Annotated in this window: 16 protein-coding genes; 10 read left to right on the forward strand and 6 right to left on the reverse strand. The window is 71.4% G+C overall.

Features of this window, described 5'->3' with window-relative positions; all coding sequences use genetic code 11:
• Positions 1-69 precede the first annotated feature (69 nt).
• From ACN6LM_RS29635 to ACN6LM_RS29660, 6 genes are all read left to right on the forward strand, one after another.
• On the forward strand, positions 70-1,164 hold the full coding sequence (locus ACN6LM_RS29635) for a lytic polysaccharide monooxygenase (RefSeq protein WP_445068453.1): 1,095 nt from the start codon (positions 70-72) through the stop codon (positions 1,162-1,164).
• A gap of 162 nt (positions 1,165-1,326) precedes the next feature.
• Positions 1,327-2,064, forward strand: coding sequence for an MgtC/SapB family protein (locus ACN6LM_RS29640; protein WP_445068454.1), 738 nt, complete (start codon positions 1,327-1,329; stop codon positions 2,062-2,064).
• Positions 2,065-2,107: 43 nt separating this feature from the next.
• Positions 2,108-3,724, forward strand: coding sequence for a PucR family transcriptional regulator (locus tag ACN6LM_RS29645; protein ID WP_445068455.1), 1,617 nt, complete (start codon positions 2,108-2,110; stop codon positions 3,722-3,724).
• Between the two features lie 120 nt (positions 3,725-3,844).
• Positions 3,845-5,218, forward strand: coding sequence for a diaminopimelate decarboxylase (locus ACN6LM_RS29650; RefSeq protein WP_445068456.1), 1,374 nt, complete (start codon positions 3,845-3,847; stop codon positions 5,216-5,218).
• A gap of 78 nt (positions 5,219-5,296) precedes the next feature.
• A complete protein-coding gene (locus tag ACN6LM_RS29655; protein WP_445068457.1) occupies positions 5,297-5,773 on the forward strand; it encodes a MarR family winged helix-turn-helix transcriptional regulator in 477 nt (158 codons plus the stop codon).
• Positions 5,774-5,775: 2 nt separating this feature from the next.
• Positions 5,776-6,210: a hypothetical protein gene (locus tag ACN6LM_RS29660; protein ID WP_445068458.1), complete on the forward strand. Its 435-nt coding sequence runs from the start codon at positions 5,776-5,778 to the stop codon at positions 6,208-6,210.
• Positions 6,211-6,594: 384 nt separating this feature from the next.
• On the opposite strand, the gene ACN6LM_RS29665 is transcribed toward ACN6LM_RS29660, so the two are convergent.
• Genes ACN6LM_RS29665 through ACN6LM_RS29685 form a run of 5 tightly spaced genes read right to left on the reverse strand, consistent with a single transcriptional unit; the run spans position 6,595 to position 9,791 of the window.
• Positions 6,595-7,233, reverse strand: a complete 639-nt coding sequence (locus ACN6LM_RS29665) for an aspartate/glutamate racemase family protein (RefSeq protein WP_445068459.1) — start codon at positions 7,231-7,233, stop codon at positions 6,595-6,597.
• Between the two features lie 33 nt (positions 7,234-7,266).
• Complete coding sequence (locus ACN6LM_RS29670) at positions 7,267-7,620, reverse strand: GNAT family N-acetyltransferase (protein ID WP_445068460.1); 354 nt, start codon at positions 7,618-7,620, stop codon at positions 7,267-7,269.
• A gap of 30 nt (positions 7,621-7,650) precedes the next feature.
• Entirely contained in the window at positions 7,651-8,076 is a 426-nt protein-coding gene (gene panD, locus ACN6LM_RS29675) for an aspartate 1-decarboxylase (RefSeq protein ID WP_445068461.1), read from the reverse strand.
• Between the two features lie 42 nt (positions 8,077-8,118).
• Positions 8,119-8,355 carry a lipoyl protein ligase domain-containing protein gene (locus ACN6LM_RS29680; RefSeq protein WP_445068475.1) on the reverse strand — a complete coding sequence of 79 codons (237 nt, stop codon included), beginning with the start codon at positions 8,353-8,355 and terminating at the stop codon, positions 8,119-8,121.
• Positions 8,325-9,791 carry an MFS transporter gene (locus ACN6LM_RS29685; RefSeq protein ID WP_445068462.1) on the reverse strand — a complete coding sequence of 489 codons (1,467 nt, stop codon included), beginning with the start codon at positions 9,789-9,791 and terminating at the stop codon, positions 8,325-8,327. The genes ACN6LM_RS29680 and ACN6LM_RS29685 overlap by 31 nt, the downstream gene beginning before the upstream one ends.
• A gap of 119 nt (positions 9,792-9,910) precedes the next feature.
• Here ACN6LM_RS29685 and ACN6LM_RS29690 point away from each other — a divergent pair, with 119 nt between their 5' ends.
• A complete protein-coding gene (locus ACN6LM_RS29690) occupies positions 9,911-10,405 on the forward strand; it encodes an RrF2 family transcriptional regulator (RefSeq protein ID WP_445068463.1) in 495 nt (164 codons plus the stop codon).
• 360 nt (positions 10,406-10,765) lie between these two features.
• Here the strand turns inward: ACN6LM_RS29690 and ACN6LM_RS29695 are convergent, their stop codons facing one another.
• A complete protein-coding gene (locus ACN6LM_RS29695) occupies positions 10,766-12,313 on the reverse strand; it encodes a GH39 family glycosyl hydrolase (protein WP_445068464.1) in 1,548 nt (515 codons plus the stop codon).
• A 331-nt stretch (positions 12,314-12,644) separates the two neighbouring features.
• On the opposite strand from ACN6LM_RS29695, the gene ACN6LM_RS29700 reads away from it, so the two are divergent.
• Genes ACN6LM_RS29700 through ACN6LM_RS29710 form a run of 3 tightly spaced genes read left to right on the forward strand, consistent with a single transcriptional unit; the run spans position 12,645 to position 15,863 of the window.
• On the forward strand, positions 12,645-13,937 hold the full coding sequence (locus ACN6LM_RS29700) for an ABC transporter substrate-binding protein (protein ID WP_445068465.1): 1,293 nt from the start codon (positions 12,645-12,647) through the stop codon (positions 13,935-13,937).
• 10 nt (positions 13,938-13,947) lie between these two features.
• Positions 13,948-14,970: a carbohydrate ABC transporter permease gene (locus ACN6LM_RS29705; protein ID WP_445068466.1), complete on the forward strand. Its 1,023-nt coding sequence runs from the start codon at positions 13,948-13,950 to the stop codon at positions 14,968-14,970.
• Positions 14,970-15,863, forward strand: a complete 894-nt coding sequence (locus ACN6LM_RS29710; protein WP_445068467.1) for a carbohydrate ABC transporter permease — start codon at positions 14,970-14,972, stop codon at positions 15,861-15,863. The genes ACN6LM_RS29705 and ACN6LM_RS29710 overlap by 1 nt, the downstream gene beginning before the upstream one ends.

Here is a 15,863-nt window from a genome sequence, read left to right on the forward strand (position 1 = left end):
CCCCCCCCCGCATGCCCGGCGCCACCTTCACGCACGACGAAAGCCCCCGCACCCGCAGAAGGAGACACCATGGCACGACCCAGAACACAACTCGCCTCCCTGGCGGCGGTGCTGGCGACACTGCTCGGCGGAATCGCCTTCACCCTGCTGGGCCAGGGCAGCGCGCAGGCCCACGGTGTCACCATGTCACCGGGCTCGCGCACCTACCTCTGCTGGCTGGACTCCAAGACGAGCACCGGCTCCCTGGACCCGACCAACCCCGCGTGCAAGGCCGCGCTCGCGGAGAGCGGCGCGAGCTCCCTGTACAACTGGTTCGCCGTGCTCGACTCCAACGCGGGCGGCCGGGGCCAGGGTTACGTCCCGGACGGCAAGCTGTGCAGCGCCGGCGACCGCTCCCCGTACAACTTCACCGGCTACAACGCGCCGCGTGGCGACTGGCCCCGTACGCACCTCACCTCGGGTGCCACGATCGAGGTCGACCACAGCAACTGGGCCGCGCACCCCGGTTCCTTCCGGGTGTACGTGTCCAAGCCGGGATACTCCCCCACCACCGAACTGGGCTGGGACGACCTCGATCTGATCCAGACCGTGACCAATCCGCCCGCGGTGGGCTCGCCGGGCACCGACGGCGGTCACTACTACTGGGACCTGACGCTGCCTTCGGGCCGCTCGGGTGACGCCGTGATGTTCATCCAGTGGGTGCGTTCGGACAGCCAGGAGAACTTCTTCTCCTGCTCCGACATCGTCTTCGACGGCGGGCACGGCGAGGTCACCGGCATCCGCGGCTCGGGCAGCACCCCCGACCCGGACCCCACCGACCCGACCCCGGACCCGACGGACCCCACCGACCCGCACACCGGGTGCATGGCCGTCTACACGGTGACCAACTCCTGGGGCGGCGGCTTCCAGGGCTCCGTCCAGGTCATGAACCACGGTACGACGGCACTCGACGGCTGGGCCGTGCAGTGGAAGCCCGGCACCGGCACCAAGGTCAGCAGCGTGTGGAGCGGGGTGCTCAGCACCGCGTCCGACGGCACCCTGACGGTGAAGAACGCCGACTACAACCGGTCGATCCCACCGGACGGCAGCGTCACCTTCGGCTTCACGGCGACCTCGACGGGCAATGACTTCCCCGTCGGCTCGATCGGCTGCGTCAACCCGTAGCCGCTCACGCGGAAGGCGGCGGTTCCCGGGCGGCACGGGAGCCGCCGCCTTCTTGTCACGGCCTTGACCCGTAGCCGCCCCGCCACGCACCCGCGGGCCCCGAATGGCCGGGTACGGTGGACTCTGTCCGATCATGTTCCGCCGGACGGGTACGGAGGCTGCGTGGCACTCGACATCAACGAACCGTTCGGTCAGAACTGGACGCACGCGGCGCAGTTCGGCATCGCGTTCGTCCTGTCGTGCGCGATCGGGATCGAGCGCGAGATCCGCCAGAAGGCGGCCGGTCTGCGCACCTACACGATCGTCGGCCTGGGAGCCGCGCTCTTCACGCTGGTCAGCAAGTTCGGCTTCTCCGACGTCGTGGTGACCGGCCAGGTGGAGCTGGACCCGTCGCGGGTCGCGGCCCAGATCGTCTCCGGGCTCGGCTTCATCGGCGGCGGCGTCATCTTCGTCCACCGTGGCTCGGTGCGGGGGCTGACGACTGCGGCCTCCATCTGGCTCACCGCCGCCGTGGGCTGCGCGGCCGGCGCCGGGCTGCCCGTGCTCGCGACGCTGGCCACGCTCGCGTACTTCCTGGTGTCCTACGGGGTACGCCCACTCGCCCACCGGCTCCCCGTCCTGCGCAACACGTCGACCGGCTACCGCATCACGTACACCGAGGGCGTCGGAGCCCTGCGCGAGCTGGTCAACCACTGTACGGAGACCGGGTTCGCCGTGTCCGAGCTGACCACGCTCTCCGGCTCCGGGAGGTACCGGCGCCGCCGCTCCCCGGACACCGAGGGGACCGTGGAGATCGCGCTGAGCGTGCAGGGGCGGGGCGACACCGACGCGCTGACGGCGCGGCTGGCGGGCACGCCCGGGGTCCTGGCGTGCAGCCGGAGCGATTTCAACGACGAGTGAGCCCGGCCCCCGCGCACCGCGGGTGCTCGTATGCTCGGCTGCCATGACGAGCCGTGCCGCCCTCCCGCCGGAGCCGTCCGTCGCCCTGCGCGAACTCCTCGCCTTCGACGACGGGGGCAGCCTGCGGCTGCTGCTCGCGCCCTCGGGCCGTGACGTCGGGGTGCGCGGTGTGGCCGTGGGCGACGAGGGCCCGGCCCGTTCGCTGGACGGCTGCCTGGTCCTGGTGACCGGGGCGCCTGTCACCTCCCCCGAGGCCGCAGCCGCGGTCCGGGACGCCGCCCGGCGCGGCGCGTCCGGCGTGGTGCTGCGCGCCGTGGAGGGGGTGGCCGCCGCGCCGCAGGTGCTCGCCGCCGCCGAGGAGGCGGGGGTGGCCCTGCTCACCCGAGCGGAATGGGCCGACTGGACGGACGCCGCCGCGCTGCTGCGTTCCGCGCTGGCCTGCGCCCGGGCGGGCGCCGGCGAGGGGGCGGCGGGGCGCATGGCGGCCGGGGGTCCGGAGAGCCTGAGCGCGCTCGCGGCGGCCGTCGCCGAGTACACCGGCGGGTCGATCACCATCGAGGACACGCGTCTGCGGGTCCTGGCCCACTCCGCCACCGGCCCCGACGCCGATGTGCTGCGCCGGTCCACCATCCTGGGCGGCCGGGTCCCCGAGTGGCGGGTCGCGGAGCTGCGGCGCAGCGGGTTGCTCCGGACGCTGTGGACGTCCCGCGACGTGATCCACCGCGCGGCCGACGCCGAGGGACCGGAACGCCTGATCATCGCGGTCCGCAGCGGCCCGGAGGTCCTCGGCTCGATCTGGGTGGCCGGCGACGGCCGCCCCCTGCGCCCGGACGCGCCGGACGCCCTGCGCCGGGCCGCCGAGGTCGCCGCTCCCCTGCTGGTGCGGCACCGGCTGCGGGAGAGCGGCGCCGCCCGACGCAGCGAACTCGCCCTGCGCGGACTGCTGTACGGGGACGGGGACGCCCGAACGCACGCCTGGTCGCTCGGCCTCTCGCCCGACGCCGCCTGCGCGGTCGTGGTCGCCGAACCCCTCACCGCCGCGGCCGGCCCCGGCGACCGCACGCTCGATGTGGCCGCGCTCCAGGCGGCGACGTACCGCCCGTCCGTGCGCGTGCTGCGCGACGGCGACCGGCTGCTGGTGCTGCTTCCCGTGGACGCCGGGGCGGAGCGGGGCGCGGCGGCGCTGGCCCGGGAGCTGGCGGGTCAGGCGCAGGAGGCCGGGGTGCTGGCGGGGGCCGGGCCGGTGGCCGCCGGGGCGGCCGGGGCGCGGGAGTCGTGCGAAGAGGCCCTGCTGGTCGTGCGGGTGCTGCGCGAACGGGCGGCGGCCGGGGACGCCCGGCGGTCGGCGGACGCGGCGGGCGTGGGGCCCTCGCTGGACGTCGCCAGGATCCTGGACGCCGCCCGGCCGGTCTGGGAGGCGGGGCGGGGGCCCGTGCACGAGCTGGTCCGGGCGGATCTCGCGGCCGGGGGCGAGCTGGTCCGCTCGCTGGCCGCCTATCTCGACGCGTCGGGGGACGTCGCGCGGGCGGCGGCGCGCCTGGTCGTCCACCCGAACACGCTGCGCTACCGGCTGCGGCGGGTCCGGGAGCGGTTCGGGGTGGATCTGGACGACCCCGACACCAGGCTTCTGGTCACGCTCGCGGTGCGGCTCAGCGGGTAGGTTGCCGTCTGTTCGTCCGGCTGCGGGTCTGCTCATGGCTTGGCCGGACCGACAAACAGGCGCACCGTTCTTGGCCGCCCGGACAGAGACCTGGGGGCATCCATCGCCGACTCTGGCTCCATGAGCCTCTCTTCGCCTTCCTCCGCCCTGTCCCCTTCGATCCCGGCGGGTTCCGCGCGTGTCGCGGCCGTGGTCCGCCACGCCGTGGCCGCCGGTCTGCTCGGCGAGGCGAGCCCGGCCGCCGGTTTCATCGACACGGACGGCGTCCGCGCGTCGGTCGCCGCCCTGCACGACGCGTTCCCCGGGGTGCCCGCCGTGCTGCACACGTTCGCCGCCAAGGCGTCCTCGCTGGTCCCCGTGTTGCGGCTGCTCGCCAAGTGCGGGATGGGCTGCGAGGTCGCGAGCCCGGGTGAGCTGCGGCTCGCGCTGGACGCCGGGTTCGCGCCGTCGAAGATCGTGCTGGACTCCCCCGCCAAGACCCGGGACGAGATCCGGCGCGCCCTGGCCGTGGGCGTGGCGATCAACGCCGACAACCTGGACGAGGTGGACCGGATCGCCTCGCTGCGCCCGGCGGACGCGGTGTCCGACATCGGCCTCCGGGTCAACCCGCAGGTCGGCGGCGGTTCGATCGGCGCGATGAGCACGGCCACGGCCACCTCGAAGTTCGGCGTGGCGCTGCGTGACCCCGGCGCGCGCGAACAGGTGGTGAAGGCGTTCGCGGCACACCCGTGGCTGACCCGGCTGCACGCCCATGTCGGCTCGCAGGGCTGTTCGCTGGAGCTGATCGCGGCCGGGATCGCCGAGACGTACCGGCTGGCGGAGGAGATCAACGAAACGCTGGGCCGCCGGCAGGTCACCGGGCTCGACATCGGCGGCGGCCTGCCGGTCAACTTCGCCGACGACGAGGTGCGTCCCACCTTCGCGGCGTACGCGGCGGCGCTGCGAGCGGCCGTGCCCGGACTCTTCGACGGGCGGTACGAGCTCGTCACCGAGTTCGGGCGGTCCCTGCTCGCGAAGAACGGCTTCATCGGGGCGCTGGTCGAGTACACGAAGGACGCCGGCGGCCGCCGTATCGCGCTGACCCACGCGGGAGCGCAGACCGCCACCCGTACGGTCTTCATGCCGGAGGCCTGGCCCCTGCGGGTCGGCGCGTTCGACGCCGAAGGACGGCCGAAGGGCGGGCCTCCGGTGGTCCAGGACATCGCGGGGCCGTGCTGCTTCGCCGGGGACGTCGTCGCGCACGCCCGGGAACTGCCCGAACTGCGGGCGGGCGACTACGTGGTGCTGTACGACACGGGCGCGTACTACTTCTCCACCCCGTGGTCGTACAACAGTCTGCCGCGCCCGGCGGTGTACGGATTCGACCTCGCCGGTACGAGCGGCGAGGAGCCCGTGGTGCGCTTCGCGCCCGTACGCGACGCCCAGTCGCTGGACTCGGTCTCCGCCGAGAGCGGCCTCGCGCACGCCGACGCGCTGCTGAAGCTGCGGGACTGAGCCGGCGGTCACCCGGCCACGCCTTGGGCTCCCGGAATTCAGTAGCCATGGACATAGTAGCCATGTACGGTATTCGTCATGAGCAACGCGATCGAGGGCGCGACCCCGGGTTTCCTGGTCTGGCGCCTGTCCATGAAGTGGCGGGTGGCCATCGACCGGGCGCTGACCCCGCTGGGCCTGACGCACGCGCAGTATTCGCTGGTCGCCTCCCTCCAGGGGATGGAGCATGCGGGGCTGCGGCCGAGTCAGCGCGCGCTGGCTGACCACACCGGACTCGAAGCGCTCTACGTCTCGAAACTGGCCCGCGCCCTGGAGGCGGCGGGCCTGGTCGAACGGACCGCCGACCCCTCGGACAGCAGGGCCGTCCGGCTCGCACTGACCGACGAGGGCCGCGCGACGACCGGCCGCGCGGTCACGGTGGTGCGGGAGCTCGTCGACGGGCTGCTCGCACCTCTCGGCGGTCTCGGCGGCAAGGACACCGAGGCGTTCACCGAGGCACTGAAGGCCCTGCTCGACGTGCCGGTTCCGCCCGTCACCGCTTCCCACGAGGAGTAGTCATGACCACCGCACCCACCGTCAACGGCCAGGTCATCGGCATGGCCCACTACGCCACCCGCGCGCTCGCCGAACGGCTCCTGCCCCAGGGCACCACCTTCCATCAGGCCCTGGCACTCAACGCCGCCGAGGCCGCGGGCGGCACGGTCGAGCGCCGCGCACTGATCGAGCGCCTGACCGGCGCCGTGAAGCTCGGCGTTCCGGCGGCCGAGGCCACCGTCGCCGAGCTGACGTCCGCCGGTCTGCTGGAGGAGCGGCCCGGTGACCTGCTCGCGCCCACCCCTGCGGGCGACGCACTGATCCAGTCGTACAAAGCGGGCGTCGCCGCCATCGCGGCCGGGCTGTACGGGGACCTGCCGGCCGGGGACCTGGCCGCGGCGGGCCGGGTACTGGCCGAGGTCACCGCCCGGGCCGACGCGATGCTGGCCGCCGGCTGACGGCCGGGCGCGGGGTGAGCGCCGGGTCAGACCGGTGACGGCTCGGGCTCGGGCGGCGGCACCGGGTCGGGGTCCGGCGAGGGCGGCTGCGGGATCGGGTCGGGCGCCGGGCCCGGCGGAGCGGGCGGCGTCGGCGCCGGGGGCGTGGGCGCCGGCGGGGTCGGCGCCGGCGGGGTCGGCGCCGGAGGCGTCGGCTCCGGCAGCGGACCCGGGGTCGGCGCCGGAGGGACGGGGTCGGGGAACGGATGAGTCATCTCGGGCCTCCGAACGATCGGGGGTGGACCTCTTCCACCGTCTCCCGGAGCGGCTGCCCGCGCCCGGCGAGCCCATACGTACGGACGCGGAACAGTGCCGCGTACGGACGACGCGTGCGGCCCCGCCCGGTCACCGCCCCGCGGCCACCACCGCGGCGGCCAGGCCGGCGCGCGGGCTGGACAGGACCGGGATTCCGGTGGTCGTACGCTCGGCCGCGCCGGCCATGGAGCCCTGGGCGAGCACGATGACATCCGCGTCGCGCACCGCGTCGGCCTCGGCCGCCACGAGGTCGAGGAAGCCGTCGTTGTCCCCCGCCGTGAAGCGGTCCCAGGCCCCGTCCACCAGCACGGTGCGCACGTCCGCCCCCGGCAGCCCGGCGGCGGCCGCCTCCTCGGTGAGCAGCGCGCGGGTCGGCTCCAGGGTGGAGGCGAGGGCGGCGAGGACGGTGACCCGCCCCGCCCGTACGGCCGCCGCCGCCATGGGCCGGTCGACGCGCAGGACCGGGGCGCCGACCGCGATCCCCGCGGCCTCCGCGACGGCCCCGATGGTCGAGCAGGTGCAGAGCACGGCGTCCGCCCCTCCGGCCACCAGGCCCGCGACCACCGCCTCCACCTCGTCGGCCACCGCCTCGGGCCCCAGCGCCACCGCCGTGGTCAGCAGCTCTTCCCGCACGACGTGGCGCAGGACCGTTCCCGGGTGGTCGGCGTCTCGCAGGGCGTCGAAGACCGGGACGTGGACGGGCGAGGTGTGCAGCAGCGCGAGCATCATGCCCGGCCCCCTCCTTCCGGTTCGGTACCGCGTTCAGTACAGCTCGGGGTGCGAGGCGAGCTGCGTCTTCGCGCGCTCCACCAGCCCTTCGGGCGCCTCGGGGGCCTCGTCGGGATGGCGCGAGGCCCACTTCGCTGCGTACGGGCACAGCGGCACGACGGGCACGCCCTCGCGCCCCGCCATGGCGTAGAACTCCCTCACCAGGGCACCGCCGATGCCCTTCCCCTCGTGCCCGGAACCGACGACCGTGTGGACGGCGACGAGCCCGGCGGGCTCACCGTCCAGCGTGAAGTACGCGATGACGCCGACGGCCTCACCGTCCTCGTACGCGGACAGCTTGCCGGCTGCCCGGTCGTCACGGATCTCGGGCCCGTTCTGCTCTGCCATGGCCATGCGCCCCTCGTTCGGCAAGCCGCCTCAGCGCGCCGCGGGCACCGCGTGCGGGCTGCGCTCGGTGTCACTGCCCGGCACGGGCGCGGAGGCGTCGGCACCGAGTGCGACGATGCGGTTGTCCGCGTCGACGTGCACGATACGCGGAACGAAGGCACGCGCCTCGACATCCTCGACCTGGGCGTAGCTGATGAGGATGACCAGATCACCCGGGTGCACCAGGTGCGCGGCGGCCCCGTTGATCCCGATCACCCCGGAACCGCGCTCGCCCTCGATGACGTACGTCTCCAGCCGGGCCCCGTTGTCGATGTCCACGATGTGCACGAGTTCACCGGGCAGCAGATCCGCGGCCTCCATCAGCTCGGCGTCGACGGTGACGGAACCCACGTAGTGCAGGTCGGCCTGGGTCACGGTGGCGCGGTGGATCTTGGACTTGAACAGAGTACGCAGCACTTGGGACTCCTCCGAGACGGCTCCCTGCCTGCTTTGTGCAGGTCAAGGGCGTTCTTGAGTGTACACCGGCACCCCTCGGAGCGTCCCGAGTGATTCCGCCGCGCGGATCAGGGCGCGCTCGATACGTCGGGTCGGGCAGCACGGTCCCAGCTCGCGTACGTGCAAGACGAGGTGGCCGACGAGTTGGCCCGGCCCGTGGTAGGTGGCGTGACCGCCTCGGCCGACCTCGACGAAACTGATCGGCGACGTTAACGGCGAGTGTTCGCGCGGTGCCGGCAGGAGGGCATGTGGTTCTGATTCCGGGGAGACCTTTCGTCGCCGGACGACGTTGCCGCCTCCACCCTCGGGAGCGCCGGGGTCTTCGCCCAGCTCGTCCGCAGGAGGCCCACCGACGCCGCGGTCAGGGCGATGAAGGCGAGCGTGACGGTTGCCATCGCCGTGTGCGCCTCACGCAGCCCGGGCCCCGCTACGGAGAAGAAGAACGTGCCGAACAACGCCACCCCGATCGAACTGGCCGATTGCTGAATGGTGTTGAGGGCACCCGACGCCGCGCCTGCTTCCCGCGGGCCTACGTGTGACAGGGCCGTGCCCATCAGCGCAGGCAGCAGAAGCCCGTTGCCGAGGCCGACGAGGACGAGGGAGGGAATCAGCTCCACGGCTTCCATGCGGTCCCCCGTCACGGCCAGCTGCGCGGCGAGGAGCCCCAGACCCAGAATGATCAGCATGCCTCCGGCCCCCGGAACCACCGCGCCATGGCGGGCTGTCAGCCGCCCGCTGAGCAGCGAGCCGATGCTGTAGAGCACCGCTTGCGGAAGGAAGGCGAGGGCCGCCGCAAGGGGGCTCGCGTCAAGTCCTGCCTGCAGAAGCAGCGCCAAGGTGAACATGTACGCGCCGAAATACAGCTGGAAGAGGCCGACGGCCCCGACAAGCGCCATGTACGGGCGGTTACGGAAGAGGGACGGGTCCAGCACTGGCTCGCCGCCCCGCGCCCGAAGCGTCCTCTGCCAGCGCAGGGTCAGCCAGACGGCAGGCGCGGACGCGGCCAGGCAGGCCCATGTCCACACGGGCCATCCCTCGTCCCGGCCCAGGGACAGCGGGGCGAGGATCAGGGCAAGTGTCAGGGTGACGGCGATGGCGCCGACCGGGTCGAACCGGTGCTGTGCGCCCACCGTCCTCGGCAACAGCCTGCCTGCGAGCATGCAGGCGGCGGCGCCCACCGGAACGTTCACCAGAAACACCATGCGCCAGCCGAGCCCCAGGATGTCCGCCTCCAGCAGGACGCCGCCGACCAGTTGTCCGGCGATCGCCCCCATACCGCTGACCGCGCCGTGCCAGGCTGTGGCCCGGCCTCGATGGGCGGCGGGGAAGCGCGCCGTGACCAGGGACAGCACCTGGGGCACCATCGCGGCGGCCGCGAGGCCCTGCGCGAGGCGGCCCACGACAAGCAGGGCCGGGGACTGCGCGAGGCCGCACAACAGTGAGGCGACCGTGAAGGACGCCATGCCGCTCACGAAGATCCGCCGGTAGCCGTACCGGTCACCGAGCCGGCCGCCGGTCACCAGTCCTGCCGCGTAGGTGAACGCGTAGCCGGACACGACGAGCCCGAGCTCGGCATCGCTCGCCCCCAGGTCCGCGCGCAGTGTCCCGGTGGCGACATTGACGATGAAGAGGTCGAAGCTCGCCATGAAGGTGGCGGTCAGTGCTGCCGCGAGCATGCGCCAGTCACGAGGAGCGGGACGATCTGCGGGCCGAGGCGTCTCCGACTGAGCGTTCACGTTCGTCACAGGACATCGATATCATCGATAAGTAATGTCCATCAACTAGGATGGCCGGTATGAAGCTGTCGCAAGGTGTCGAGTGGGCGGTGCACTGCTGCCTCCTGCTCGCACACGCAGAGGACGGTGCCGCCGCGCCCCGTACGACGCTGGCCGGGTACTACGGCCTCCCGGACGCCTACCTGGCCAAGCACCTCAAATCCCTTGTGCGCAGCGGCGTCCTGGCCGCCACCTCGGGGCCGCGCGGGGGGTTCCGGCTCGCACGAACCCCGGACAGCATCACCGTGCTCGACATCGTGGAGGCGATCGAGGGCTCGGCTCCTCCGTTCGTCTGTACGGAAATCCGGCAGCGCGGCGCCTGCGCCCTGCCCGTCGAACGGTGCGAGAAGCCGTGTGGTGTCGCTCAGGTCATGTATGACGCCGACCGGGCCTGGCGCGACTCCCTGCGAGGCGTCACCGTCGCCGGCCTCAGGGACGGCCTTCCCGGCATCCTGCGCGAGCGCGCCCGCGCCTGGCTCGAAGACCCTTCCGGCCCACTGCCCGCCTTCGTGTAGGAGGTCCTCACAAAGGCCGTGTGCGTCCCCACCTGCGCGCCGCGGCGGACCGGTACCGCGCCACCGGCCGGCTCGCCGCCGCCCGACTCGAACCGCTCGTGCGCGAGGGGCGGGAAAGCCGTCCTCCCCATGCCAGGGCCGCACCCGCGCGCGAACGTGTCCCGGCTCCGGCCGGCCCGGCGCCAGCACATGCGCGAGCCGCTCCCAGAACGACTCGGTCTCCGGCCGGGGCCGCAGCGCGGACAGCACGCGTACGTCGCGTTCCGCGATAACGGCCTCGGGTGTGTTGACGCCGCCCGCCTCGCGCAACACGGTGGGCCCTTCGGTACGGGTGTGCTCCTCTCCAGTGCGGTGGAGTGCTCAGTCCACGTACGCGGACGCACCGGTGCCCTCATCGCCGAGACCGAAGAGGCGGTCGTCGCTCCACCATTCGGGCGTCTCGTCGGCGACCGGGGTGAGCTCCACGAGCGTCACCTCGTGCCGGCCCAGGACGAGGTGCACATCGGCACGTCCGTCCACCACGGGTACGTTCCCGTGCGTGTGGGCCGGTTCGGCCGCCTCGCGCAAGGCGTCGAGCTGACGGTGGCCGGGCGCGAGCGGCCGCCCCATCTCACGCCAGGCAGCCCAGGGGTTGCCCGCCTCCTCACCCACGGAGCGGCGGCGGAGATAGGCGGAGTTCCGCGCCTCCGGGGCTCCGATGGGCAGGGAGAGCCGGACGGAGTGCCCCTGCACGGGGGTGCCGCCTGCCGGGTCGGCCGGTGCCCAGGCCAGCACCGTGACGCGGCCGTCGTCGTGCCGTGTCACCAGGTGGTCCTCGCCCCGGGCGAGGACCTGCTCGCCCATCTCCGCCATGAACGCGTACAAGTGGTAGGTGGGCTTCTTGATCTGACGGTGCGCCAGGAGACCGAAGCCGCCGTGGAACGGTGCCGTGGGTATGCCCACCTCCTCGAAGACGTCACTGAAGGTCCAGTACGAGAAGGAGTCCACGAGGTCACCTCCGTTCACGAGTACCGGGGCCAGGTACGCCGCGTGGAACGCGGTGTCGTGAATCGGATTGTCCGGCCGGTACGAGGAGTTGAACTCCGTGATGTGCAACGGAAGCTCCGCGAGCCCGGTGCCTGCCAGCTGCCGCCGCGGGGCCCCGAACTGCTCCAGCAGCGCCGACGCCGGCATGAGCGTCTGGTGGGCGCCGAAGGGCACGGGCTGGACGGGGCCGGACGAGTAGGCGTGGCGGCTGACGAAATCGATGGGCAGGTCACGGGCGTCCACGAACTCCGCGAAGCGCTGGATCCATTCGTCCTGGTATCCCGGCGCCAGCGACGGACCGCCGACCTGGAGCTCGGCGTCGACCTCCTTGACGGCCAGCGCGGTCACCTCGTACAGGCGGTGATAACCGTCCTGGTCGGAAGCCCAGAACGGGGCCAGATTCGGCTCGTTCCACACCTCGACCGGCCACCGGCGCACCTGCTCGGCGCCGTAGCGGTCGATCAGGTGCCCCATGACGGCCCGGACGAGGTCCGCCCACTCCCTCTCGTCACGCGGAGGAGTGATGTTGCCCTTCCACCAGAACACCGTGTCATCGCCGGAGGCCAGCCCCGAGGGCATGAACCCGAGTTCCAGGAAGGGCGCGATGCCCATCTCCAGGTAGGCGTCGACGACCTGGTCGACGTACGTGAAGGCGTGGCGTACACGGCGCTCGCCGGCGTGGTGGTAGGGGCGGTGGACACCCATCCCGTCGCTGAGGAGACCGTGCCCCCGGATGTACCGGAAGCCGATGTCGCGCTGAACGAGGGCAAGTGATTCCTGGTAGTCGCGCCGGAGCGCGAGATCCAGGCGGCCGGTGCCGACGCAATGACGCCAGGCATCGGACAGTCGGGCTGTCGGCTGTCGGGGGACGACGATCCGCATGGTGGGGTTCCTCTGCTGCGGTGCGGCGCGGGGCGCGCCCGGACGGGCGGGCGGAAGGCCGGCGCTCGCTCAATGTGCTGCGCACCGTAGGGAGATCGGGAAAGCGGTGTCAAGACGCCGAGCGGACCGAACGGTGGTCTGCCGCGCCCGCCCCGCACCTGCTCCCGCGATGATCGAAACAATCGATAACGATCCCGCAACTTGCGAAAACTCATGGTTGCTCAGTGCCTATTTCAAGCGGTAGACCTTGCACCTACCTCACGGGGCGCTCATTAATTTGCGCAAAAAACCCGGCAGTTGGACCACCGGCAACAGATCAGGAGTTCCCACGATGACGAGGAGAATCCGCAGCACGACCGGTGCCGCGATCGGCTTGTGCGTCGCGCTCGCCGCTGCCGGCTGCGCAGGCGGCGGCGACGACGGCAGCGGCACGTCCGACGGGCATGCCACGGTGACCGTCTGGACGAATGCCATGGAGGGGCGCGGGGCCAAGTACTGGAAGGACGCCGCGAAGGCGTTCCAGGCCCTGCACCAGGACGTCACGGTCAAGATCCAGTCGGTCCAGAACGAGGACCTCGACGGCAAGCTGCAGAACGCGCTCAACTCGAACTCCGCGCCGAGCATCTTCCTCCAGCGCGGCGGAGGCAAGATGCAGGCCATGGTCGACGCCGGTCAGATCCGGGCGCTGGACCTGACGGACACCGACCGGGCGAACGTCGGCGAGGCGGCCCTGCAAGGCGTATCGATCGACGGCAAGGTCTACGCGATGCCGCTCGACACGCAGCCCGAAGGCATCTACTACAGCAAGGACCTGTTCAAGAAGGCCGGCATCACCGCGCCGCCCACGACGATGGACGAACTCGTGGACGCCGTCGCCAAGTTGAAGACGACCAAGGTCGCGCCGATCGCCGTCGGCGCCAAGGACGCCTGGCCGGCCGCGCACTGGTACTACACCTTCGTCCTGCGTGAGTGCAGCCAGGAGACCATGCAGGAAGCCGCCAAGTCGCTCACGTTCGACGACCCGTGCTGGAACAAGGCCGGCGAGGACCTGGCCGGTCTGCTGGGGCACGAGCCCTTCCAGAAGGGCTTCCTGACGGCGACGTCGCAGCAGGGAGCCGGATCCTCCGCCGGCATGCTCGCCAACCACAAGGCGGCCATGGAACTCATGGGCAACTGGGACCCCGGTGTGATCGCCGACCTGACGCCGGACAAGAAGCAGCTCCCCGACCTGGGTTGGTTCCCCTTCCCCTCCGTGCCCGGCGGCAAGGGCGACCCGACCGCGATCATGGGCGGCGCCGGGGGCTACTCCCTCGCCAAGAACGCGCCGAAGGCGGCGTCGGACTTTCTCCGGTTCGTCGTGACCAAGGAGCAGCAGGAAGCGTACGGGAAGGCGTTCGACACCATTCCGGTGAACAAGGCCGCGCAGGGGGTCGTCACCGAGACCTACAACATCTCGGCGCTGCAGGCGTTCAACAAGGCGGCGTACTCCATGCAGTTCCTCGACACCGTGTACGGCCAGAACGTCGGCAACGCGATGAACATCGCCGTCGTGAACCTGATGGCCGGCAAGGGCAGCGCCGAAGACATCGTGAAGGACGTCAAAGCCGCCGCCGAGAAGGGCTGAGTAAGCACACATGAGCGACACCCTGGGCGCTGACCCGGCCCACGGCCGCCAGTCGCAGGGCACGCGAGGGGCCAGGGGTGTGGCGAAGTCCGCAACCCCGGCCCCGCCACGAGCGGCTGCCCACCGCCGAGGCCGTGCCAGGATGCGACTGGAGATCACGGTCCTGTCCGCGCCGGCGATCATCATGTTCCTGGCGTTCGTGATCTTCCCGATCGTGCTCGCCGCGTACTACGGGTTCTACCGGTGGAAGGGCTACGGAGACCCCACCGACTGGGTCGGCCTGGGCAACTACAAGCTGATCCTCACCGACCCCGCCTTCCACGACGTCCTGTGGCACAACGGTCTGCTTCTCGTGCTGTCACTCGTGGTCCAGGGCCCGATAGCGATCGGCCTCGCACTGCTGCTCAACCAGAAGATCCGCGGCCGCTCGGCCATCCGCGTCCTGATCTTCGTGCCCTACATCGTGTCCGAGATCATCGTCGGCATCGGCTGGGGCTTGATCCTGCAGAGCAACGGAGCCGCCAACGGCCTGCTGGAGCGGGTCGGCCTGGGCTCCCTGGCGGCCGACTGGATCGCCGACCCGGACCTGGCCATCTGGACGCTGATCGCCATCATCACGTGGAAGTACATCGGCTTCGCGGTGATCCTGATGCTCGCCGGCCTCCAGTCGATCCCCGAGGAGATCTTCGAGGCCGCGCAGATCGACGGGGCCACCTACTGGCAGATCCAACGCCGCATCACGCTGCCGCTGCTGGGGCCGACGATCCGCATCTGGGCCTTCCTGTCGATCATCGGCTCACTGCAGTTGTTCGACCTCGTCTACATCATCTGGGGCCCGTACGTGGCGGGCACGACCGGCACCTCGACGATGGCGATCTACATGCTCGCCCAGGGCCGCAACGCGGGCAACTACGGCTACGGCAGCGCCGTCGCGGTGGTCATGTTCGTCATCTCGCTCGTCGTCGCCCTGATCTACCAGCGCTTCGTCCTGCGCCGCGACCTCCGGGGCGCCGTCACCGAAGGGACCGTGTGATGAGCGTGACGACCACCGTTTCCCGGACGTCCCCCGCGCCGGAGCCGGAGCCGCCCACCGACCGCCGCGGCTCCCCGCAGAAGTGGGGCAGCCCCGTCACCTACTTCGTCGCGCTGCTCTTCGTCGGTGTCTGCGTCGCACCGGTTCTCTACATCGTGCTCGGCGGATTCCGCTCCAACTCGCAGATCACCACGGATCCGGCCGGCCTGCCGCACCCCTGGGTGACCGGCAACTACACCGGCATCCTCACGTCGAACGTCTTCTGGGGGGAGTTCGCCAACTCCCTCATCGTCGCGATCGCCAGCACCGTCGGCATCGTCGCCGCGGGGATGATGGTGAGCTTCGTCATCGCACGCTACGACTTCAGGCTCAAGGGGGCGATGTACTCCCTGTTCGCCGCCGGTTTGATGTTCCCCATGGTCATCGCGATCACTCCGCTGTACCTCGTCATCAAGGACCTCGGCCTCGTCGACAGCCTGCTCGGCGTGATCATCCCGCAGATCGCCTTCGGCCTGCCGACCACCGTCATCATCCTCGTGCCGTTCCTCAGAGCCATCCCGAACGAGATCGAGGAGGCCGCCGCGATCGACGGGCTGGGCCGGCTCGGATTCTTCTTCCGCATGGTGCTGCCGCTGTCACTGCCCGGTGTGGTGACCGTCGGCATCCTCGGATTCGTCGGCAGCTGGAACAACTACATCCTGCCCCTGTACATCCTCAACACGCAGGCGAACTACACCCTGCCGCTCGGTGTCCAGGTCTTCACCTCCCAGTACTCCACGGACACCGCGAAGGTTCTCGCCTTCACGTCCCTCGCCATGCTGCCCGCACTGATCTTCTTCTCGGTCTTCGAGAGGCGCATCGTCGGCGGCCTCACCGGCGCCGTGAAGGGCTGA

The sequence above is a fragment of the Streptomyces sp. SAS_281 genome, from assembly GCF_052542855.1.